Raw genomic sequence first — 22,783 nt, 5'->3', positions numbered from 1 at the left:
CATGAATTAAGTTAACAATCAACATGATTCAACTTATGTGGTTTTTAATTGAGCGTCTTCCCTGACGCCCCCCTCTCATGAAAGGGCTTTCAGCATCGCCTTTGAGAAAGCGATTCGATCTTCGAGGATCACTTTGGCTTTGCCATTGACTCGCTCTGTTAACTTCACCAAATCCCAGTTGTCGGCGAGCGGCAGGCAGTTGCGGGTTTTCAGATACCAGCAGCCTGAAGCGGCTGCTCCTTCAGGGCTTGTACACCATTCGGCAGCTTCCTCAACGGGCATGTTGATAAATCTGGCAAACTCCTGATATTCCGATTTTCCCGTCAACTGGATCAAACCTCGCCCGCGATAGCGGTAACCGTCTCCCGAGGCTTCATCGCCATTGCCCAGTCGGTTGGCATAGACACGGTTTGCCAGTTTCATTGGCTGACGTAAGAACTGTTCGGCTTCCTGGTCGTCTTTGAAGTGACGGCCAAAAATCTTTATTAACTGGTTCAGCGTGGTGTATCGCAGATTTTCCTCAAGCTCGGAAAACGTTGCCCCTGCTTCCACCATAAATTGCCCGACAGCGGCGGCAATGCGTCGTTCGGAATGGATCTCGTAGTGATTAAATGCGTTGCCAAGCGCCGGAGCCCAGATATCGATATTCAGGCGTGGGCTTACCTGTTTTAAGGCGCTGGCAAGCGGCGATTGTGGAAGCGTCGTATAGGCAGGGGCTGCCTCAGGTGCTGGCTTGGGTGAGGCAGGGCTGACGGGCGTGGGTGGGGTGTCATCACCTGTGCCAATACTGCCAACCGATCCCCCACCATCGGCTTTTTTGGCATCAGGACCGATATAGGGGGATACGGCAGATTTGATGCGAGAATTAAAACTCCCCTCAATAAAATCGACACCGGCATATCCTGCGGCTACCACGGCCATTAGCGATTCAGCAGGAAATTTTCCGGCAAATGTGTCCAACCCCATTGTTATCCCTGAAAGGCTGCCAGCAATAAAACCGATCATCAGGGTGACCATTAAATAGCTGGCACTGAAGTTCTGCTTACTGTCGCCCGCTTCAAGTTGCAGATAACCTGCTTTTCTCAGCCCGACAACGGCCCGAATCCCTTGTCCAACCATCCCCGCCACACCGCATAAAATCAAGGCAGAGAGCGCGGTTCCTAATGTTAATTCGCTCATTTATTCACCTCAATATGTGCAATAGTCACTACATTCTGCTTAGATTGCTTCATGATTGGGCTGACGCGCAGGCTGATTTCAGCACTGTCGCTGGCATGTAATTTATACTGATTAATCCCGTACGGCGGCGTCAGCCCTTGAAGCCAACTGTCGTGTACAAACATATTGGGGGCGTCTTTATTTTGTTGCATGCCGTGAGCAATGCCCTGGAGTACTTCTTCTGCCAGCGACGTCGCCACCATAGCGGTTGGTGCTATTATGCTAGCGGCGATTGCACTGCTGTTGATGGCCGCTTCCAGCTGCTTTCCTGCATTTTGAATGTCCGCGTCAGAATCCATGTAGGGATCAAGATGGTTGCAAAAATCAAATGGCTTGCGTATCCGCAATGTTGTCATAAATACGGCAATATTATCTTCCAGAGGGCTGAACATAGTGTTTCCTCAGCAATCTGATAAGTGCGAGGGACAATACGCTTAAGTATTTTCTTTTTTGTTCAGGGTTCGATAGCACAAAAGCGTGAAACACAAAAAAAATATCGCACTTCATTATCATGGTGAATAATTTTGTCGAAGCCACCTGTTAAGCGGAGCTAATATTGTTTTAACAGATGCTTGAGTAATGTCGAGGTGGATAGGTAATGAATCCGTCATACTGGCCGTGATGGATGGCAGAAGAGCGAGCAGTTTATCGCTGCCTTTGCAAAGTCAGTGCGTTCTGTGAGTCGCATTGTTGAGAAAATAGCAGACTCAAACTACACTCAAGAATATTTTAGCTAGTTGTTGGTTTTTTATTATCCTGAATACGTTGCTGATGAGGAGTAAAAAAAACCTTATAATTATCGGCGCTTGCTTTCTTTAAATATGGGTTCTGATTTTCCTTTAGTGACAGTGTGTTGCCTGGATGATGGCTTTTATAATTATTAATGCAGCTTTCTGACAGTAGCGTGAGACCATAAACGTTTGTATCAACAGATAGGGAAAATATATGCCTGTTGCTTATAGTGCAGATAATCAATCACTTTATCATCCTGAACGAGATATAACATTATTGTGTGATTCTGACTGGCCAGATGAAATCGCGCTGGCAGCAGAATTATCACGGCTGGCATATCTGAGGGCAGAAAAAAAGGGGGCTGGAGAAAAAGAGAAGTTAACGGGCATATTAAAAGCGGCGGGGTTTGGCGCGCCCGAACTGTTGAACGATGTTGCTCGTGATGCTTACGGGTTTGCCACCTGTCATGCCAGCGGCCTGTGCGTGCTTGCCTTTCGGGGAACGCAGATTGATCACTACCAGGATTTTCTGACCAATATTCAGACATTGCCTGAATATTGTCGCTATGGACGAGTACATACCGGATTTCAAAAAAGCGCCCAAGCCCTACAGCCTCTGGCGGAAAACTGGCTCAAGAAAATGACAGCAAAGCGAACCCATTTGCTGATTTGTGGCCACAGCCTAGGTGGGGCAATAGCTACTTTGCTGGCGATGGCGTTACAGCCGGACACGTTAATAACTATAGGTTGCCCCAGAGTCGGAGACGATGCATTTGTCAGTTCCCTGCTGGGCCAGCCTCATTTGCAGGTAATCCGGGTGGTCAACTGCTGCGATGCGGTGCCGACCGTCCCCCCGACATTCCTGGGCTATGAGCATGCCGGAAATGCTCTCTACCTTGATTGCAATGGAAAGCTTCTGCATAACCCAACCGCTAGCGCACTGAAAAGCGATCGGGCGGCAGGGCGTAAAATCTATGCTCCGCTCTATGAAGCCGACCGCCTGAATCATGTTCCGGTGCGTTGGCTCGCCGATCACGCCCCTCACAATTACATCCGGGCCTTCTGGCCATAACGAGGTGTGGAATGCCATATCTGATGGTTCGACCGTTGTTAGGTAATGTTGGTGTCATCCAGCTGTGGGTGGGTGTTTTTGGGTATAAGACAGCCCCGATATTGAACTTTACGTTGAATGAAAAAGCGGTTAGCCCGGAAATAAGTAGTCAGCCTCTGGCTCCGATTCGTGATGATGACTGTCTGAACAAGCGGCCGCTAAGTTATCAGGGGATTTATGAGTTCAGTGTCCAGGGAAATGACAGTGAGCACTGCTTTAATGTGAGCATCCCGCAAGATGGCACATCGCGATTTCTGGCTGTGAAGTCGCTCCCTGCGAAAGTGCCATTTTTGGGTAACAGCTTCAAAATTATGCTGATGTCATGTTACTGCGCGGGTACCGATGCAGTGGGAGTGGGTGATTTTGTGCAACAGATACCGGTACGTCCGGATATGACGCTTTTTGCGGGTGATCAGGTTTATCTGGATCAACCGCCTTTCTTTCACATGCCGGACTCTGCTGAGGAACTCCGAAAAAACATTGCCGCCAAGTACCGTCGAAACTGGTTGTCAGATTTCACCGGGCAAAGGGGGTTACAGAAAGCGTTAACCAAAGCGCCGACATTATGTCTGCCTGATGATCACGAATTCTGGAATAACTATCCCTGGGAACAAGTCTGGAAAGAGGGGACGGGGCCGGAGCCAGGTGCAAATGGGATTAATCATTGGGAAGTTGTCGCAAGAGAGCTGTTACAGGATTTTCAACTGGGAGGCGCTCCTGCTTCCCAACAACCCTGGACGTTTTTGGAAATTGAGCCACTCAGTATGTTGTTCCTGGACACGCGAAGCTATCGACAGAAAAACTTTACCAGCCCGACTGGACTTATGCCTGACAGCGCGTGGAAGGCCGTCGAGAAATGGCGGGATAATCTGTTGGATCACCAAATTAACGGTAAGCCGCTTATCGGTGTACTTGCCACAGGGCAGGCCTTGTTTTGCGAACCAACGGGGTGGTTATTAAACAAAATGGGAGATGCTGAGCTCGCGAACTATACAACACAGTTTGCGAAACTTATGGAATCAATTGATAAGCTTGGTGAGTGTGGTGTACAGGTGATCTTCCTGACGGGAGATGTGCACTGGAACAGAGTGGCTCAAGCTAACCATACCCGGACGAAAAGGACCACTCTGACGGAGGTCATCTGCTCGCCGACCAGTTTGTGTGTGACGCCAGGAGTTGACCAGGCGAATATTGCCAAACACACGGTAGGGGGATTATTCGGTAAAAATTCTGACTGGAAAAGACATTCCGATCCCGATACCCCTCCGAAATATGTTGGTGAAAAAAATCAGTTCAGCCCGTTTGAAAAGTTCTACGGAATGAGAGGCAATCACGTCGCAATTATCGAATTTACTCGTTCAGGTTCAGGGGTAAATATGACGGTGAATTATTATCCCATTACTTATCCAGCGTCTCCTGCCGTTTCTACGAGAACGTATCCGATTATCAACGTTAATACTTAGCTTCTGGAGAATAATAATGGTCATGAATTATGCCCCAGGGTCAGAAAAGAACCCTAAACTGGTTGAGCAAAAACGCGCCGATAATGAGAACAACCTTGAGTGGTTGTTACGTGCCTTTAATGCGCTTAAAGGTAAAGAGCCTTTGGCGCAGTCATACATTTTGCTGCTTGGTGGTACGGATACGTTGTCGTGGCGAATTCGTGCTGGCCAGTCACAGCTGCGCTTTGATATGTTGCCTTCGTATTGGTCTACCTCGGCGCTGCTGTGCGCTAATGCTGAAAATGTGGATAAATCGAAAGTGCTGCATATTCCACTTTTCCAACCCCAGGGAGGTTTTTTTGCCACTGAGCGCAATGGCGTTGTGGAATCACCGGTCTCAATTTTTAAGGATTCTGAGCACTGGAAAAATATCGCATTGATAGCTTTTCCAAAAGCTCAAGAAGACGTACTGAATTCGCTTCCTCATTTTCAGAGGGGACGCAACTATATTGACGCACTTGAGCATATTCTCCGTTGGCTGGCTTTTGCGTGGGGTGTCGCAAGAACTCCCACGCCGATTAATGATGGTATTGGGCTGCCTACCGCCTGCATGCTGGAAAGTTTATATAGTGGTGCGGGGATGGATCTCACCCCAGGGCTGGAAACTCGTGCATCGACTCCTGAAGCCATCTGGGCTACAGCCTCGCGCTGGTATAAACATTTTGAAAATAATAAGCTGAAAATGCCAAAAGGGCGCTTCTGCACACCCGACAGTTACAACATCAATGATGGGCATAAAAAGCCATCGGGAAGGGCGAACAAGTCCACTGAAGACTAATTCAAAAGCAGAAGCCTGCTATAAAGCAGGCTTCTCTATAATCGCCCTGGGCATGAATACAAAAGTATTTAAACGACTGGAGCAGGAATGTGAAAAAGCCAGAAGCCATCTTGCTATAGTTGAAGGGTTGGGTAAGTGTATGACTAGTCGTTGTCTGCGGGCGGTTATGAACTAAATGAACGACAGACTTAATTTAACATAATATACATTATGCGCACTAATATGAATCCATGGAAAATCTACACATTATCTGTTGTCATTGCCCTGGTCATTGAGCCCACTGAAAGTACCTTCCAGACGCTGTTCATCATTTTCCGTTTTCAGGTGGCGTCGCTGGTGCGCTATACCAGTTCTCTTTTGGCACCATCACACTGTTTTCCGGTTGCAATACAAAGTTCGGAGACATGATCTGCACGTTAAATTCATTGAAGACGTCCTGAATATTGCTGTGCAGTTCGTTACGGCCATCTGCCAGTGACAAATCCGGCAGCAGTCGTACCTGTAATTCATAAGCAATGTACCAATCCATCAGACTCAACTGTCGCACCAACGGTGGCTGTGAAAGATCGATTCCTTTGGCACGTTTGGCCGCCAACTCCAACATTGCATGCACCTGACGCCATGGCGTGTCGTAACCAATGGTGACGCCGACAGTCAGGTTAACGCCACCGTTTGTACTTTGCGCACTCAAATTGGTAATTTTACCGCTTACCACGACAGCGTTCGGCACGGTAACCACGTAGTTTTCACGGGTGATAATTTTGGTTGCAAGCATACCAATTTCACTTACCAGCCCCTCGTTATCTGCCACCCGAATCATGTCTCCTTTGCGGAGAGCACGCGAGTAAATCAAAACCAGACCACTCATTGCATGGTTCATCACCCCGGCAGAGCCTAGCGTGAGCATCAGGCCAAAGAAAACACTGATGCCTTTAAAAGCCAGTGAATTGGCCCCGGGCAAAAAAGGATAAGCTGCCGAAAGCGCAAAGAGCCACACCACGACTGAAATCAGCTTGCGGGTTGCACCAACTGTTTCAGGATGGATACCGGGCAGTTGCAAACGCCCTGCTTCCACCTGATTGAGTACCATCTTTAACAACTTCAAAATGAAGGCGGTAATAAGGAAGATGATCAGAACAATCAACAGGCCCGGTAACGCTGAGACAATAGACAGCGCGATATCGCGTACCACGCGTACGGACCACTCTCCCAGAGACTCTCCCCAGACGCGCGTCCAGGGGAACAGGCTGAAGGTCCAACTCAGCCAGACATAGAGTGCGACAATTCCCAGTAAAATCATCAACAACGCATACAGGCGCGTTTCGATAGCACCGATAAACCGCCGCCAGCGCTGAGGTATCCAGCTTCGATTCTCAAAAATACGCCGGCGATAAACACGTTTGATCCAGCGCCATGAACGGTATGTGCCGTACCAGAACAGCACCAGTGCCAGCAGTCCCGCTACGGTCTTCACCGCCGATAGCGCCAGCCAGCCGCTGTTATACTGATCGCTCAAGGCTGAGCGTTGCGCTTCCATACGCGCCAGTACGCGCTGCGCCGCCTGGTCAAGCGTAAGATCGTCTCCCTCGTCGAGATCGCCTGCTGTCAGTAGCATCACCGGTTTGCCGTTCATCACGATGAGCCGTCCCGGCTGGTTATAACGATTTACTGACACAATCTTTAGCGGTTCGCGAACATCAGCTTCAGTGAAATTTCGTAGCGTATTGCGGATGCGTAACACCCGTTCTTCTGGCGTGGTAAGACCGAACTTTGCCTGTAGCATGACGATCGGTTGATGGAAAATATAAACCGTGCGAGCGCGCTCCTTTTCAGTGGGCTCCTGTCGAGGTTCCGCCGCATGGGAATTAACAAGCACAGAGAAGAGAAAACACGTTAAAAGCGCGAGCACAATCCTGTTCATATTCGCCACCGAAAACGCGAGAATTATCGTTATTTTTCAAAAAGCCAAATCAAGGCCGATCGCTTTTTTAGCATAGTCCAGCCCTTCACTTACGCAATGATAGATACCCCTTTTTCCGATATCGCACGGATCCAGTCCTCATCGGTGTTGCCATCGATAACGATGGTATTCGCCAGAGACACATCGCCAATCACAAACGATGATGCGGTGTTTATTTTTTCCGGTGAGGCCAGGACAACCGTCTCGGCGGCTCTGCCGGAAAATGCACGTTTGATGCACGCTTCTTCAAAATCACCGGTCGTCAGTCCCGCCTCAGGGTGGATGCCGGTCACTCCCATAAAGAACAGATCTGCGTGAATATTTTCGATACCTTCAATGGCACCCGCACCGACCGCAACAATAGAGTGTTTATACAGGCGGCCACCTATCAGAATCACCTCGACAGAAGGATGATTAACCAGTCCCAGAGCGATACTCGGGCTGTGCGTTACCACGGTGATGTGCAAGTCAGGAGGTAAAAACGTAATCAGTTCGGCGGTCGTTGTTCCACCGTCAACGATCACCACCTGACCCGAAGAGATGAGCTGTGCACCCTTTTGAGCCACCTTTTTTTTCGCATCCATCTTAACGAATTGACGCTCTGCGAACGGAGCAATAGCGGAAGATGACGGTAGCGCGCCACCGTGAACGCGCTGTAAACGCCCTTCTGCCGCCAGCTCACGTAGATCGCGCCGTATAGTGTCTTCAGAGACATCGAAGAGAATGCTGAGCGCTTTCGACTGAACCTGCCCTTCGGCTTCGAGCTTTTCAATAATCAATTGTTTTCGCTGACTGGTGAGCATTAGGATTCCTGGTGTTGCATGTTTAATCTTGAAGTTGCACGATAATGCTGGTTATGATGATTACTCTACGTAAGGAGGAACAATCGTGCAATCAAAACGTGCAGATGTACGCATTATTGACAGTGAAACGCTGTCAAATAACTGGTATGTCCTTAAAAAATATACCTTTGACCTGCAGCGCCGTGATGGCGAATGGCAGCGGCAAAACCGTGAAGTTTATGACCGGGGTAACGGCGCGACAATCCTGCTCTACAACCGTGAGAAAAAGACGGTGATCCTGACCCGCCAGTTCCGTTTTCCTGTATTTATCAACGGCCACGAGGACGATTTGATCGAAGCCGCTGCCGGGTTGCTCGATAACATGGATCCAGAGAGCCGCATTAAAGCAGAAGCGGAAGAAGAAACTGGGTTTAGCGTTTCATGCGTGCAGAAAATCTTTGAAGCGTATATGAGCCCGGGATCCGTCACGGAAAAACTCTATTTTTACCTTGCCGAGTACCATCCGAAAGACAAAACCAGCTCAGGCGGCGGGATCAAGGCTGAGGGCGAAGATATCGATGTACTCGAAATGACGCTGGAAGAAGCATTACAGGGCATTGAAACGGGTAAGATTGTCGACGGGAAAACCATCATGCTGCTTTACCATGTTGCACTGAAAGGCATTTTGTAATTTGCCTGAGTCATGACACCTGCCACTGTGCAGGTGTCTGCCTGTGCTATTCTTGCAAAAACATGCAAAACGGAGATCTGACAATGGCTGACTGGAACCCTTCCCTTTACCTGCAATATGGTGCAGAACGAACGCGTCCTGCCGCTGAACTGCTCGCCAGAATTCCACTGGATGAGGTCTCCTCCATCGTTGATCTGGGCTGCGGGCCAGGCAACAGTACTGCCCTGTTAAAGCATCGCTGGCCCTCGGCACATATCACTGGGGTTGATAATTCACCTGCGATGCTGGAAGAAGCACGCAAGGCGTTACCTGACTGCCATTTTGTTGAAGCCGATATTCGCCAGTATAAGCCCGGCCAGCCGCTGAGTCTGATTTACGCTAATGCATCGCTGCAATGGATCCCTGACCATTACGATCTCCTGCCTCACCTTGTCTCTTTGCTTATGTTAAATGGCGTGCTGGCGATCCAGATGCCTGACAACTGGCTCGAACCCACCCATGTGGCGATGCGTGAAGTGGCGCTGGAGCAAGATTACCCCGATCGTGGTCGTGAACCGTTGCCCGGCGTACATGCCTATTTTGATATTTTGTCAGAAGCCGGTTGTGACGTAGATATCTGGCGGACAACGTATTTTCATAAAATGAGCTCTCACCAGGCCATTATTGACTGGGTCAGCGCCACCGGTTTGCGCCCCTGGCTGCAGGAGCTGAATGAGAGCGAGCAGAAACATTTTCTGAAACGCTACCATGAACTACTGGTAGAGCAGTATCCGCTCCAGGAAAACGGGCAGATACTGCTGGCTTTTCCACGGCTGTTTATTGTTGCTAAACGTCAACCCTGATGGCTTATGACCGGGCTTCTTTGAGCAGCTGTTGAATGACCTTCTCTTGCTGTTCATAGTTGCCTTCGCCAAAAGAGGTGTAGCGTAACTGCCCTTTCGCATCAAAATAGTAATGTGCGGGCCAGTACTGGTTGCCGAAAGCATTCCAGATTTGATAGTTGTTATCGGTCACAACCCGATAGGGCAACTGCCACTTATTCACCGCATTTTTTACCGAGGAAAGCGGTTTTTCCCAGGGGTATTCGGGCGTGTGAACCCCAATCACCACCAGACCCTGTGACTGGTATTTTGTCGCCCAGTCACGCACATGCGGGAGCGTATGCTGGCAGTTGATACAGTCCCATGTCCAGAAATCGATCAGCACTACCTTACCGCGCAGTGATTCAGACGTGACACTGTCACCATTTATCCACCCTGTTCCACCGCTTAACGAAGGTAACTGACTGCTGGGCTCCGCCATCACGACTGGCTGAAGCTTCACCGGTGTGGTTGCTGGTTTTGCCAGATTCATCAACGATGTTTCCAGATAGTCGGCAACGCCGTTAGCGCCTTTCAATATGGATGTTACGCCTGTTGCATTCAAAGCCACAGCCGCTAGCATCACGCCCCCTGCAGCCTGGCGTAATCTCTCCATCATCGCCGACTTTGCTCTCAGCGGTGCCAACAGTTTGCGCCCGCCGATAATAAGCAATCCCAGCATCAGCGCGCATCCGCTGCCATAGGCGGCCAGCAGAGCCCCTGTCGCAATAGCTGAATTCCCCGCAATATTAATGCTGAAAATGGCGCCCAGAACCGGCCCGGCACAGGGAGACCAGAGCAACCCGACGGCTAGTCCGGCCAGAAAAGCCGATGCTATACCGCGCGTTTGCCCGCTTCGGGTATTGAGGGCATTTCCCACGCTGACGGCAGGCTGCGCAATACGCCGGGCAAAGGACGGAGAGATTAAGCTCAGTGCGGCGATAGCCAGAATGACAAGCGCGACCCAGCGCCCGATAATGGTTGCCTCTGCAATCCACTCGCTGGCGACGGTGACGGCCATCGCCACCAGGGTGAACATCACGATCATCCCCGCAAAGAGCGCCAGAATATGTCGTCGTTGCCCCTGAAAGCCGGCGAACAGGAGCGGAATAACCGGGAGCGTACATGGACTGAGCAGGCTTATCATCCCACCTAAAAAAGCGATTATCAGAAACATAGTGACCTCACATGACAGATGCTGCAACGCTGCAGTGAGGCTATTTCATCGTACCGATGTGTTAAGGATATGTGTAAAACCTGGGGTTTTGTCTGGCTCTGTATCTGTCTCCCTGAGAGATACAAAGCCGTACAATTAGCGTCGAGGCAGTGCAATGGAGACGTCGAGCCCTCCCTCTGCACGGTTTTCCAGCTTCAGCTTTCCTTCGAGTTGGGCGGTGAGCTGCGCGGCAATAGCCAGACCAAGCCCGGTTCCGCCGGTGTCACGGTTGCGCGATGTTTCAACCCGATAAAAAGGCTGCAACACGGCCGCGAGCTCGGCCTCGGGTATTCCCGGCCCACCGTCCATGATGTGAATGACCACCTCTTCGGTAGACGAATCATCTATAGCGATGACGGCACGCTCGCCGAATTTCAGAGCGTTATCCAGCAAATTAGTCATCACCCGACGAAGCGCCTGCGGGCGCGTAACAACGGGTAAACGAGCCTCGCTTGCCTGAAACTGCACGTTTTTACCGATGTCCTGATAATCGCACGCTATGCTATTCACCCACGCGTTCAACTCCAGTTTCAGCGACGTCTCTTCCAGTGATTCTGATGAACGGGCATATGCAATCCCCTCCCGCACCAGACGCGACATGTTATCAAGGTCATTTAATAGCTTGTCGCGAAGCTCAGGTTGTTCAGCCATTTCGACACGCAGTTTCATGCGTGTTATTGGAGTCTGGAGATCGTGAGAAATGGAGGCGAGGATCTGCGCGCGGTCTTTGATATAGGACTGGATGCGAGCCTGCATTGCATTGAAGGCATGCGCTGCTCGTTGTACTTCAACCGGTCCCTTCTCTTTCATGGGAGCATTTGCCGAAGGATCCAGCGTATCTACCGCATGGGTAAATTGTGAAAAAGGCCGTATCACCTGTCGCACCGCGATCCAGGAGCAGGCAGCAAGGAGCAAAAGTTGCAGGATGAGAACAACAGGTAGCCAGCTTGCGACCGGCGGCATTCGGGGGATCAGGTCAATGGTCAGCGGCGAGCCATCGTGCAATGTGAGATGTGCCTGAATATGGGAAACAGAACCCGGAACCGCGGTAAAACTGAGCGGATAGTCAGCCGCGAGGGTCTCTTTTAACGTTCGGATGGCATCCTGAGAACGCTTATCCGTCGGCGCGGCGCCAGGCTCACCTGCACCGAGGATATAACGATAGTTACCCCGTTCAAGTCGCGGAAGCCAGGCCGCGCGTTCACTGGCGGGTAACCGGTCTAAAATGGCCACGCTGGTTGCAACATCGTATTCCAGATTACCGAGCATCACCGTGCGGGCACTGTGCATTCGTTCAACCATGACCAGCGTCATACTCAGGGCGTTGGCCAGCAAGAGACCCGCAAGCACAATGATCAGCAGTCGGGCAAGCAGTGAGCGTGGCCAAAGCGTCATTCATTAACCTCTTTGATTGTCACGGGCATGGTAAAAACATAGCCTTCACTGCGCACGGTTTTAATATAGGCAGGCGTGCGTGCATCTTCATTCAGACGCTGGCGAACCCGGCTTACGAGCAAATCGATAGAACGTTCAAACAGTTCGGCGTCTCGCCCTTGCGTCAGGTTGAGTAACTGATCCCGGGAGAGAACACGTTGAGGATGGTCGAGGAATACGCGCAGCAGGCGATACTCCGCCCCGCTGAGCGCCACGATCACCCCTTCCGGGTCAATTAAGTGGCGGGCGACGGTATCCAGTTGCCATTCGCCAAACATCACCAGTCGTCCTGCCTCGGTCACCTGTAAATTGGGCGGCATTGTGCGAAACCGCCGCAAAATTGCTTTGATACGTGCCAGTAGCTCACGGGCGACAAACGGCTTCACAACGTAATCATCCGCCCCCATTTCCAGTCCCAGGATCCTGTCCGTCTCTTCGCTGCGCGCCGTCAGCATCAGGATGGGCAAATCTTTGTGTTTGCCGCTGCGAAGCTGTCGACACAGGGTGAGTCCATCATCACCGGGCATCATGACATCCAGCACTACCAGGTCGATATGCTGTTTATCCAGCACGGCACGCATTTCTTTACCGTTTGCCGCACCGGTCGCGCGATAACCGGACTTAATGAGATAGTCGACAATCAGTTCACGAATATCCCTGTCGTCATCGACGACAAGGATATGATCAATATGCTCCACCGAACTCTCCTGACTGAGGGGTAACGTATTGAAAATAGCACATATCACAGCTTATCCGCGTCGATAACCGCCTTGACGAAATCCTGTGGATCTTCCTGAGGAGGGTTGTGCCCCACGGTTGCGCCGGAGGTGCGGTGCTCATATTTACCGGTAAATTTACCTGCATAGGCCTGCGGTGCCGGGTGCGGCGCACCGTTATTTCCGCCTTCAATGGTAATGGTCGGGACGGTAATATTCGGCAAAGTCGCCAGTTTTTGCTCGTAGCTGTCGTATTTACGCTCCCCTTTTTCCAGCCCTAAACGCCAGCGATAGTTGCTGAGCGTCACTGCGACGTGATCCGGGTTATCAAGGGATTTGGCGCTGGCGTTAAAGGCTGCATCGCTAAATTTCCAGTCAGGCGATGCCTGCGACCAGATTAAGCGCGCGAAATCATGCGTGTTTTTGGCATAGCCTTCAGCACCACGCTCGGTGGCGAAATAGAACTGATACCACCACTGCTGTTCGGCTTTTGGCGGCAACGGTTGTTTGCCAATCTGCTGGCTGCTGATGAGATATCCACTCACCGACACCAGTGATTTAACGCGCTCTGGCCAAAGCGCCGCAACGATATCCGCCGTACGGGCACCCCAGTCGTATCCCGCGAACACCGCCTGTTTGATATTCAAAGCGTCCATCAGGTTAACAATGTCTTTCGCCATCGCCGAAGGCTGGCCGTTGCGCGGCGTTTTTGCAGACAGGAAGCGCGTGGTGCCGTAGCCGCGTAGAGAAGGCACAATCACCCGGTAGCCTTTGGCCGCCAGCGCAGGCGCTACCTCGGCGTAGCTGTGAATATCGTAAGGCCAGCCGTGTAATAAAATGACCGGTTGACCATTTTTGGGGCCGATGTCGACATAACCGACATTCAGATCGCCGGCGTTAACTTGCAGTGGATGATCAAAAGCTGACGCGAAGTTTGTGCCGGTGGCTTCGGCCTGACAGGACATCACCGTGCCAAGAGAAACGGTCAGTGCGAGGGTTGAGTACGCGAGTTTGCTGAACATGTTGGTATCTCCGGTTGAGTACATTTCACGGGGATATAACAACACCTCAATGTATAGCGGATATGTGCGAAAGCGGGTTTATTGCAAGCCTGTGTATGTATCCCGGGCGCTGATACAGTGTGATACAAACACAGGCGTTACAGATTTACAGGGAGAGGCGATAGCGGACGTAATCGTCAGCTTCACCATATTTATCATAGAGTTTACGCGCCTGATTGTTCTCCCGGGTGACCCAGTATAGTTTTGACCACCCTTCCCGTTTGCCTTCCTCTATCAGAGCATCAATGAGCGCCTTTCCGGCTCCCGCCCCGCGCTCGGTGGCATCGACAAACAGATCTTCCAGGTAACAAATGGGCGCTGTCGACCAGGTTCCTTCGTGCAGAATGCACATCGCAAAACCGATGACCTTTTCGTTCTTCTCTACTACGCGGCAGAACATCTGTGAACGATCTGATAACGCCCTTTCCCATGTCGATGCGGTAACAGATTCCTCAAGGTAGCAGTCATAAAAATGGGTATAGCCATCCCACAGGGGACGCCATTGAGAATAATCATCTGCGCGTAAAGCTCTTACCGTGACAGCCATGTATTTCCTCGTATTACAAAGAGTTCGCCATTATCAAAACCCGACTTAGTTTTCGGTAACGTCACATCACCTCTTTAACGGATTTTTAGCCGCATTTCACGTGCCAGCCTGGCAAGACGCTGAGTACGACAATACAGCGTAAACAGCACAAAACCACTGCTATTCATTACTACCCGACAAAGTAACAGTGCGGAGAATGCGATGACTAGTGGCCAAAGACTTCCGTCATGGGAAAGCAGAAGATATAGCGTCTGAACGAGGGTTAGTACCAGCATAACTATGAACAGCGTCATAAACCCCTGCAATCCCGACGTTGCCCCTCGTGCCAGAAGCGCGCTTATAACAATGAGCGCGCCTGTCATTATTAATGATGGTACGAAAAAGCTCAGTGCATGATTTAATGGAGATAACCCCTGCATAGTATGGAGAAAAGGCAAAAGGTTAAACGCAAACACCACTAAAAACAGAGGGAACAACGTGGCTACCGGGTAAGGATTTTGACGCGGCAACTCGCTAAGGGGACGAGAAAAATACTGTTCCATCTCGGGAGTGGAATAGTTCAACAAACGAGGATCACGACGAGCAATAGCTTCCTCTATCTCTCTGCCATGCTGCAGAAGATCCAGGAAAACCCGTCCGGTTAAAAAACTCAGAAACCTCATCAGAATACCGCCAGCGACTGGATGGTACCGATAATGTATTTACCGGTCCGTGGTATGTTACTGGGCGCTGCAACAACTCCACTCACTGCACTCCCAGCCAGAGCCGCGGCACTTGTGACCACTTGTCCAAGTTGTCGAGTGAGTTCTATCTGAACCGGTCCGGTAGGAAAGCGTTTCGGATAAAGACCTGCGCGAATAAGAGCTTTAATCTCTTTGTTACTTATACCCGGGTTTTGTGCGCGAATTATCAATTCGGTCAAACGAGCGCGATCCTGACGAGGATAGTTTTTCAACCACTCAGTGGCTTTCAAAGAAGATATGGATTTCATTGCACGCCAGGTGGTAATCGCTTCTTTTAATGCACCTCCGGCACTTGCTAACGAAATTAAATCCAGTGATGTAGAGGTTGCTACGTACCATTCTTGCGTATCGAGCCAGGCAACATTTCCGCCACCGTTTTCAACCAAATCATAGATACGATAAAGGCCATTAACACATTGCAACCCAGTGGCGATGGTACCAGCGTAGCCAATAGCCACTAAGACGCCACTGCCTCCTGCGGTAATAGGTGTTGCTGCAGTGCCCGCAAGCATCACGCCTCCAGTAATGATCATCGCACCACATGAAAGTACCGTTGATGCTAGCTCAGTTCCCATGGATGTGGATGTCACTGCATCAGTCAAGGATTTACCTACGATAGAAGCGGATGGTTGGGATGTTGCTTTAGTTACAATAACATGGGTTACAATGCCACTTTGCCCATTAGCATGACGTTGCCCAGATCGAACCAGGTAGCGTTGAGCACCGTCAGAATAAATGATCCCGGCCTTAGCAAATTCGCGATTACAGTCCATAGCGGAACCTAGCGCGTTGAAATCAAAATCTGCAGCCCCAAGCCCTGCAATGCGTGCAAAATCATAGCCGGGGAGATTTCTCTCAGGGTTCATTCCAGGCAAAACCATACAATACTCCTTTTGCGTGTGGATAAGTTGAACTCAACCTATCTGACTGTAACCGTTCGGAATGCAAAGCAAAATTTTGGTAGTAAATTACTTATAACGCAACCAAATAGAATGTGATAGAAGTGAAAATATCAGAACCCAAACAAAAGCATAACGCTTAAATATGGAGATCCGCGGATGACGATACCGACTCTCACGACAGAACGCCTATTGCTAAAACCGTTGGTTGCCGAAGATGCCGTCCAGATACAGAAGCTTTATCCGCGCTGGGAGATCGTCCGCTATATGGTCTCTTCTGTACCCTGGCCCTACCCGGATAACGGCGCGGAAAACTATGTCAATAATGTGGCGCTGCCGGATATGGCAAAAGGAATTGCCTGGTTCTGGAGCATCCGCCGTCGCGACGTTCCCGATGAACTGATGGGCATTATCTGCCTTTACGATGTCGAAGATAATAACCGTGGTTTTTGGCTGGCTCCGGAGTTTCAGGGTCAGGGATTTATGCGTGAGGCCAGTATTGCAGCAACGGATTATTGGTTTAATACACTGAACAAGTCGGTATTGCGTGCGCCAAAAGCCGCTGCAAATAGCCGCTCCCGACGTATTTCGGACAGTAGCGGCATGCGGCTTATCAGGACAGAAAAGAAAGCGTACGTCAGCGGAATACTGGATTCTGAGCTGTGGGAGATCACCCGCGACGAGTGGAACGCCCGTCAGGTCAGCTGATAATGTTTATCCGGCATCAGCCTGTCAGGAATAGTCTCTTCATCGTTCATCTGCAGCAGATCGCGTTCCATCATGTTGCAGATGGCGTCCAATGGCAGGTCATTATTTTCTGTACCAAACGGGTCTTCCAGTTCTTCCGCCAGTGCATCCAGCGAGATGAAAGTGTAAGAAATCAGCGCAGAGACAAACGGCGTCATGTAATGCAGGTCCACAACCAGCGCGAACGGCAGCATGATGCAAAACAGATACACCGTACGGTGCAGAATTAACGTATACGCAAACGGCACTGGGGTCGTCGCAATACGTTCACACCCAGACAGAACGATGGACATGTCGTTCAGACGGTTATTCAGACTGTGGAAAAGAATGTCTGATAGTTGTCCGTTACGACGTCGAACAGCCAACCACTCTCCCATGATCAGCAAAATACGGTTCGCCGGCGAGTTGGCTTCCATCACTTTTTTTAAATCATCTGCGGCAAGATAGCGAGACAACTGACCGGCGTTCATTTCTCGGCGCAGGGTCATGCGTAAACAGTTGGCGAAGGCAATCTGCAGGCGGACAAATTCACCCAGATACTTATCGTCTGGTAGGGTGTTTTTTACCTCGCGAAACAGAGAGCGGGCCGCTATCATCAGTTGCCCCCAAAGCAGGCGAGCTTCAACGTAGCGCGAATAACAGGCGTTGTTTCTGAAACCTAAAAAGATAGCGATCGCCACGCCGAGAATGCTAAATGGCGCAACCGTAAATTTGATGCCGAGAGAGGTATACCACGGTAGCATCACGATCACGGCGATAGATAACAGGAAGTTAAGTAACAGTCGGGTATAGATTTTAGGCAGTACTGAGCCATGCCAGACAAAAATCATTTGCAGCCAGTGCTGCTTAGGACGAACAATCATAGTGAGTTTCAGAAAAGAAAAGAGCGTGGTTATTAAACGTGATCCCCCACACGGTTGCAAGCATGTTAATGGAACATTGAATTTTCACACCTGTTTAGCTTTAACCGCACGGTGCTGCATCTGAATTTTAAAACAGGCATAATAGTATGTTGTAACTAAATGGTGATGTTATTAAACCCGGCCGAAGCCGGGTAACGTCCTTAGCAAAGCGGTTTTACCGCTGAGCGCATTCCTTTCAACAAAATGGCATCAAGATCCAGTGTCACCTGGTCTACGAGGCCACGAACCTGAGTGAGATCCTGCTCCCAGTGCTCACTTACGCTCAATACCGCCTGCACCAGCTCACGGGTACTGATCTGCTTATCGTGATGCTGCGCCCACAGCTGTTGATAACGTTCGAGCCAGTGTGCATCATCCTGCACCGGATAGCGTTCCCCGTTACGCTCTGCACGATAGAACGCCATCAGTGCCGCTAAGGCAAATGTCAGGCGTGCAGGTAATTTACCTGTCGTTTTCTGCCCTGCCAGCAGCTGCGGCAGTATACGAGTGCGATATTTGGTCATGCCGTTGAGCGCAATAGAGAGCAACTGATGCCTGATGTAAGGATTACGGAACCGACCTGTTACCGCGCTGGCGAAAGATTCCAGTTCATCACGCGGTAGATCCAGAACAGGAATAATTTCCTGATAAATCGCTTTCTCGACGAAGGCGCAAACGTCGCTATCATTCATCGCCTCACCTACCGTATCCAGCCCTGCCTGAAATGCCACCGGCACCAGCGCCGTGTGTGCACCGTTCAGAATCGCGACTTTTCGCTCTTTGTATGGCTTGATGTCATCAACAATCAGCACATTTAGCGGGTATTTATCCAGGCAAAGCTCACGGGCAAGGGAAGCCGGTCCCTGAATGACAAATAAATAGAAATGTTCAGCCGTATCCAGGAACCCATCGTGATAACCCAGCTCAGCTTCCAGCGTGGCCACTTCGTCACGCGGATAACCGGTCACAATACGGTCGACCAGCGTCGAACAGAAGCTGTTGGCCTCGTTCAGCCAGCGGATAAAAGCGGCAGGCAGCGCCCACTCTTGCGCATAGCGCAACACCAGTTCACGAAGTGCATCTCCGTTGTAGTCAATCAATTCACAGGGAATGATTATCCAGCCTTTGTCTGGCGCGCCGTTGAAGTGACTGAAACGCTCAAACAGCAGTCGCGTCAGCTTCGCCGGGTAACTCACTGCGGGGGCATCTTCAAATCCGTCACCGGCGTGATAACTTATCCCGGCTTCGGTGGTATTCGAGAAAACAAAGCGCATATCCGGGTTGTGAGCCAGTTTCAGGAACTCATCATACTGGCTATAGACGCTGATCTCCCGGTTAACGGAACGGATAAGACGGGCATCGCTCACCGCCTCACCCTGCGCATTCAGCCCACGAATAATCGTGGTATACAGGCCATCCTGGGTGCTAAGCGACGGTGGGAAGTCACTTTGAATAGGACGAACGATAACCACACCAGCGTTAAGATCGGTATGTTCATTTAACAAATCGAGTTGCCAGTCGACGAACGCACGCAGGAAATTGCCTTCACCAAACTGAATGATACGTTCAGGATATTGCGCACCGGGAAAATCACGACGGTTGAGAGTGTCCACTTTAGGTTCCTTTTATAATTAGTCATACAGCCTGATAAGATTGGTACGATAACCTATCAAAACCTGACGACCAGAAACCCTGTTTTGATCAATCCCGGTGCAGTTGTGCAAAATAATTACAGGAACTTGTAGAACACGGACGTGGCCGTCATGGCACCATCCGGCATAAGAGCATAGCGTGGGATCTCGCCGACCTTTTGCCAGCCAGCGCGCTGGTAAAACGTCTCGGCGCCGCTGCCTGTGGAAGTATCAAGCACCAGCACGGAAATGCCTCTGGCTCTGGCCTGAACTTCAAGCGCTTCCATTAGCGCCATCGCGGCCCCTTTCCGACGCGCTTTCTCATGAACCAGCAGCTTCGCTACATCGGCGCGATGCGGCTGGTTTTCCGGCAGGTCTGTGATTAACTGCACCGTTCCGATGATGCCGTCCTGCGGGTCGACACAGGCCAGCACGAGGCGCTCATTGCGCCCTACGCTTTCAGCAATACCGCGCCAGAAAGAGCGGCCCTTCTCCAGACTAAAGGGAAGCATAAAGCTGACGGATGCGCCGCCGTTGACACAGTTTTCGAGGATCCCGGCCAGGGCATCAATATGGGTGAGAATGTCTTCGCGGGTGAGGCTTTTGATTTGCAGTGAGGTATTCATTGTTATTCCTTACGTTGAATACACTCACTGTGCATTTAACATCTTCTTAACGCAAACGGTTCGGACATAGGCTTTTGTTATGTCACCGGGCGCGCTGGCGCTGCTGTTTCATGGCATACATCTTTTCATCAGCATCTTTTAACCACTGCTGCAGGTCGTTGCCGTTATGATCGAATTCACTTAGCCCCCATGAGAAGTGAAGCGACCAGGGGTGTAACTTGCGGGCGTTATAGTTTTCTACCTGCTCGACGAGATACTGCATGGCAATCCAGGCGCCCTGCTCATCCGTATCCGCAAACAGCACGGCGAACTCGTCCCCGCCAAAACGAACCAGCAGATCCGCTTCACGGAAAGAAGCACGCATCAGTTGCGCCATGGCTTTCAGCGCCTTATCCCCCTCTTCATGCCCGAAGCGATCGTTAATTTCCTTAAAGCGATCCAAATCCAGCCAGCCGAGCGTCAGCGGCTCGGCCCGGCGCCGGGCAACGGAAAGCGTGAAACGCACGAGTTGATTAAAGCCCCGACGGTTGAATAGCCCGGTTAATTCATCCGTGGTCGCCGCGCTGATGGCAGCAAATTCATCTTCCGCCAGTGCGCCAAGGTCTCCCAGGACAGCAAGGTCGGCGTCAGAAAACTCCCGGGGAGCGTAATCAATCAGGCACAGCGAACCTACGCTTGCGCCATCGCGCAGGCGCAGCGGGAAGCCCGCGTAGAAACGAACACCGGGTTCGCCTGCCACCAGCGGATTATCAGCAAAACGATCGTCCTGTAGCATATCTCCCACCACCAGCGGCGCTTCGGTAAGGATCGTATGGCCACAAAATGAGATGTTACGTGGCACACTGCCGGGTGCCTGCCCATCGGCTGATTTAACGATCAGGGCATGTTCATCAATAAGATTGACCATCGCAAGCGGCACCTGGAAGAATCGCTTTGCCAGTCGTGTTAAGCGGTCAAACGATGGGGAACTGTCAATCTCGAGCAAACCAGACTCACGCAGTGAGTTAAGACGTTCCGTTTCATTTTCAGGGATTGCAGGTGCTTTCATAATGTCTCCTGACGTAAAGCGTTACTCAAAGCGTAGCTTAAACAGGGACATTGTCAGTGTTCTAACATCCTGCTAAGTCGCTTACTATTCACGTCAATGCCTTATGACGATTAACGCAGCTATGTTTCACTCCCGGAGGTCGCGGCAATTTGCTCGTCCGACACCCGTGCGCTGGTACGATTTCGACCCGCTTTTTTTGAACGATAGAGATGATCGTCCGCTTCGGCCATCAGTTTGTTGAAGACCTCAGTCAACTGCCATGACTCAGCCTTGCCACTCCCCAGGCCAATACTGACCGTCAGATGGAGCGCTTGCTGACGCCATGTAAAAGGGTGACTGGAAACAGTGGACCGGATACGCTCAGCCAGTTCAAAACCATTCTGTGCGTCGCCAGAATTTACCACCACCGCGAACTCTTCTCCGCCCATTCGCGCCACCATCCCATCTTCACCAACGACCTCCTGAACCTGCTGGGCGAACGACGCGAGCACACGATCACCGCACTCATGGCCGTAGTTATCATTAATGCTTTTGAAGTAATCAATATCCAGCAGCATGACGGTCAGAAAACGTGAATGGCGGTGCGTTTCTTCACGCTTTAACGCCTCATAAAGGCCGGAACGCGAGTAAACCTGCGTTAAAAAGTCGTAATCCGCCCTGAGAGAAACCTGGCGAATCAGGGAATTAATCGCTGCCATGCTGACGGATACCATCACCGGGCAGATTGCCATTGTGGCGATCCCCAGACGGGCTGAAAACATCATCGGCGTCGTAAACGGCGTCGCCACGGCAATATTAATAATCGAGTTGGCGACCAGAATGATTTCAGTCGCGCCCGTGATAAACGTCAGCAGACAGGTCGCAGGCAATGAGTAGCGAACCGCACACCAGATAAGCGCAGGAAGAGGAAATGAGAGACTCCCCGCCCCGCCAATCACCACCGATGCAACCACCGAGACGATCAAGGCAATCACCGGCAAGAGCTGTTCAAGACGTAACCTGAATTCACGCAGGGGCATACGTAACGTGAGCATACAAGGCACAACAAGCACGCCGGTTGAGAATTGTTCGCTAAACCAGTCGGCAAACAGCGGCCAGAAGGTGTGACTATCAATCCCCACTGACCCCACCGCACCGAGCAACGCACAAAGCAGCGCGGCAATCAGGCAGTAGTTAAACAGACGTAACGCGTTGAGCGGGTCTGGGGTTTTCTTCATTAACCGTCTGTCGCGCTGAACCAGCACGGCGACAACAACGATAAAGATCATATTAGACAGATTAATCACCACTGAGGCCATTCCCCAGTTGGTCGTCACTGCGTCGTACGTCAGCATAGCAACATACGACACCGCGTAATAATGCAGGCGATTCAGATAGACATAACGGGCAAAGATCCCCGCCATGACGCCATTCAGCGGCCAAAACAGCGACAAAGCCTCAATCAGCCGTAATTCCGCCCCCACAAAATAGAATAAGGTGGTGAGAATAAAAATCGCCAACGCATTTCGCAGCGGCGTATCGGGTTGGAACAGCCTGAAAGCGGTAAGAGCAGAACGCATTAAATATCATTCCATATGTTG

22 protein-coding genes are annotated in these 22,783 nt (G+C 50.9%); 6 read left to right on the top strand and 16 right to left on the bottom strand.

Annotated features, from left to right (window positions below; all coding sequences use genetic code 11):
- Window positions 1-75: 75 nt before the first annotated feature.
- Together LCD46_11180 and LCD46_11175 are read right to left on the bottom strand one after the other, a co-directional pair.
- Window positions 76-1,179 carry a glycoside hydrolase family 19 protein gene (locus LCD46_11180; GenBank protein UOY72831.1) on the bottom strand — a complete coding sequence of 368 codons (1,104 nt, stop codon included), beginning with the start codon at window positions 1,177-1,179 and terminating at the stop codon, window positions 76-78.
- Window positions 1,176-1,610: a hypothetical protein gene (locus LCD46_11175; protein UOY72830.1), complete on the bottom strand. Its 435-nt coding sequence runs from the start codon at window positions 1,608-1,610 to the stop codon at window positions 1,176-1,178. The genes LCD46_11180 and LCD46_11175 overlap by 4 nt, the downstream gene beginning before the upstream one ends.
- A gap of 553 nt (window positions 1,611-2,163) precedes the next feature.
- On the opposite strand from LCD46_11175, the gene LCD46_11170 reads away from it, so the two are divergent.
- From LCD46_11170 to LCD46_11160, 3 genes are read left to right on the top strand one after another with little or no spacing between them, the layout of a single operon-like run.
- The gene (locus tag LCD46_11170; protein ID UOY72829.1) at window positions 2,164-3,021 is read left to right on the top strand and encodes a lipase family protein; all 858 of its coding nucleotides are present in this window, start codon (window positions 2,164-2,166) and stop codon (window positions 3,019-3,021) included.
- A gap of 11 nt (window positions 3,022-3,032) precedes the next feature.
- Window positions 3,033-4,523 carry an alkaline phosphatase D family protein gene (locus LCD46_11165; GenBank protein ID UOY72828.1) on the top strand — a complete coding sequence of 497 codons (1,491 nt, stop codon included), beginning with the start codon at window positions 3,033-3,035 and terminating at the stop codon, window positions 4,521-4,523.
- 16 nt (window positions 4,524-4,539) lie between these two features.
- Window positions 4,540-5,340 carry a hypothetical protein gene (locus tag LCD46_11160; GenBank protein ID UOY72827.1) on the top strand — a complete coding sequence of 267 codons (801 nt, stop codon included), beginning with the start codon at window positions 4,540-4,542 and terminating at the stop codon, window positions 5,338-5,340.
- Between the two features lie 307 nt (window positions 5,341-5,647).
- Here LCD46_11160 and LCD46_11155 read toward each other — a convergent pair whose 3' ends face one another.
- Window positions 5,648-7,261: a mechanosensitive ion channel family protein gene (locus LCD46_11155; GenBank protein UOY72826.1), complete on the bottom strand. Its 1,614-nt coding sequence runs from the start codon at window positions 7,259-7,261 to the stop codon at window positions 5,648-5,650.
- 89 nt (window positions 7,262-7,350) lie between these two features.
- Window positions 7,351-8,103, bottom strand: a complete 753-nt coding sequence (locus LCD46_11150; protein UOY72825.1) for a DeoR/GlpR family DNA-binding transcription regulator — start codon at window positions 8,101-8,103, stop codon at window positions 7,351-7,353.
- Window positions 8,104-8,188: 85 nt separating this feature from the next.
- Here LCD46_11150 and LCD46_11145 point away from each other — a divergent pair, with 85 nt between their 5' ends.
- Together LCD46_11145 and tam are read left to right on the top strand one after the other, a co-directional pair.
- A complete protein-coding gene (locus LCD46_11145) occupies window positions 8,189-8,773 on the top strand; it encodes an NUDIX domain-containing protein (GenBank protein UOY72824.1) in 585 nt (194 codons plus the stop codon).
- Between the two features lie 83 nt (window positions 8,774-8,856).
- Entirely contained in the window at window positions 8,857-9,615 is a 759-nt protein-coding gene (gene tam / locus LCD46_11140; GenBank protein ID UOY72823.1) for a trans-aconitate 2-methyltransferase, read from the top strand.
- A gap of 4 nt (window positions 9,616-9,619) precedes the next feature.
- Here the strand turns inward: tam and LCD46_11135 are convergent, their stop codons facing one another.
- The 7 genes from LCD46_11135 to LCD46_11105 form a co-directional block, all read right to left on the bottom strand.
- Window positions 9,620-10,810 (bottom strand): cytochrome c biogenesis protein/redoxin, encoded by a 1,191-nt coding sequence (locus LCD46_11135; protein UOY72822.1) that lies wholly within the window; start codon window positions 10,808-10,810, stop codon window positions 9,620-9,622.
- Between the two features lie 135 nt (window positions 10,811-10,945).
- Window positions 10,946-12,244, bottom strand: a complete 1,299-nt coding sequence (locus LCD46_11130; GenBank protein UOY72821.1) for a two-component sensor histidine kinase — start codon at window positions 12,242-12,244, stop codon at window positions 10,946-10,948.
- On the bottom strand, window positions 12,241-12,981 hold the full coding sequence (locus LCD46_11125; protein ID UOY72820.1) for a response regulator: 741 nt from the start codon (window positions 12,979-12,981) through the stop codon (window positions 12,241-12,243). Before LCD46_11125 ends, LCD46_11130 begins: the two co-directional genes overlap by 4 nt.
- A 44-nt stretch (window positions 12,982-13,025) precedes the next feature.
- Window positions 13,026-14,021, bottom strand: coding sequence for an alpha/beta hydrolase (locus tag LCD46_11120; GenBank protein ID UOY72819.1), 996 nt, complete (start codon window positions 14,019-14,021; stop codon window positions 13,026-13,028).
- 145 nt (window positions 14,022-14,166) lie between these two features.
- Window positions 14,167-14,607 carry a GNAT family N-acetyltransferase gene (locus LCD46_11115; protein ID UOY72818.1) on the bottom strand — a complete coding sequence of 147 codons (441 nt, stop codon included), beginning with the start codon at window positions 14,605-14,607 and terminating at the stop codon, window positions 14,167-14,169.
- A gap of 74 nt (window positions 14,608-14,681) precedes the next feature.
- The gene (locus LCD46_11110; protein UOY72817.1) at window positions 14,682-15,269 is read right to left on the bottom strand and encodes a hypothetical protein; all 588 of its coding nucleotides are present in this window, start codon (window positions 15,267-15,269) and stop codon (window positions 14,682-14,684) included.
- Window positions 15,269-16,231, bottom strand: coding sequence for a hypothetical protein (locus tag LCD46_11105; GenBank protein UOY72816.1), 963 nt, complete (start codon window positions 16,229-16,231; stop codon window positions 15,269-15,271). Before LCD46_11105 ends, LCD46_11110 begins: the two co-directional genes overlap by 1 nt.
- Window positions 16,232-16,408: 177 nt before the next feature.
- Here LCD46_11105 and LCD46_11100 point away from each other — a divergent pair, with 177 nt between their 5' ends.
- A complete protein-coding gene (locus LCD46_11100; protein UOY72815.1) occupies window positions 16,409-16,957 on the top strand; it encodes a GNAT family N-acetyltransferase in 549 nt (182 codons plus the stop codon).
- Here the strand turns inward: LCD46_11100 and LCD46_11095 are convergent.
- From LCD46_11095 to LCD46_11075, 5 genes are all read right to left on the bottom strand, one after another.
- The gene (locus LCD46_11095) at window positions 16,945-17,892 is read right to left on the bottom strand and encodes a bestrophin family protein (GenBank protein UOY72942.1); all 948 of its coding nucleotides are present in this window, start codon (window positions 17,890-17,892) and stop codon (window positions 16,945-16,947) included. The two genes, LCD46_11100 and LCD46_11095, sit on opposite strands and share 13 nt — an antisense overlap.
- 167 nt (window positions 17,893-18,059) lie before the next feature.
- A complete protein-coding gene (locus LCD46_11090; protein UOY72814.1) occupies window positions 18,060-19,511 on the bottom strand; it encodes a tagaturonate reductase in 1,452 nt (483 codons plus the stop codon).
- 116 nt (window positions 19,512-19,627) lie between these two features.
- Window positions 19,628-20,155, bottom strand: a complete 528-nt coding sequence (locus LCD46_11085) for a GNAT family N-acetyltransferase (protein UOY72813.1) — start codon at window positions 20,153-20,155, stop codon at window positions 19,628-19,630.
- A gap of 82 nt (window positions 20,156-20,237) precedes the next feature.
- Window positions 20,238-21,203 carry a sensor domain-containing diguanylate cyclase gene (locus LCD46_11080; protein UOY72812.1) on the bottom strand — a complete coding sequence of 322 codons (966 nt, stop codon included), beginning with the start codon at window positions 21,201-21,203 and terminating at the stop codon, window positions 20,238-20,240.
- Between the two features lie 119 nt (window positions 21,204-21,322).
- A complete protein-coding gene (locus LCD46_11075) occupies window positions 21,323-22,762 on the bottom strand; it encodes a GGDEF domain-containing protein (GenBank protein ID UOY72811.1) in 1,440 nt (479 codons plus the stop codon).
- Window positions 22,763-22,783 lie beyond the last annotated feature (21 nt).

It is taken from the genome of Enterobacter ludwigii, from assembly GCA_023023105.1.
Taxonomy (GTDB): Bacteria; Pseudomonadota; Gammaproteobacteria; order Enterobacterales; family Enterobacteriaceae; genus Enterobacter; species Enterobacter adelaidei.
Note: the sequence above shows the minus strand (reverse complement) of the source record. Positions and strands in the feature narration are given on the sequence as shown.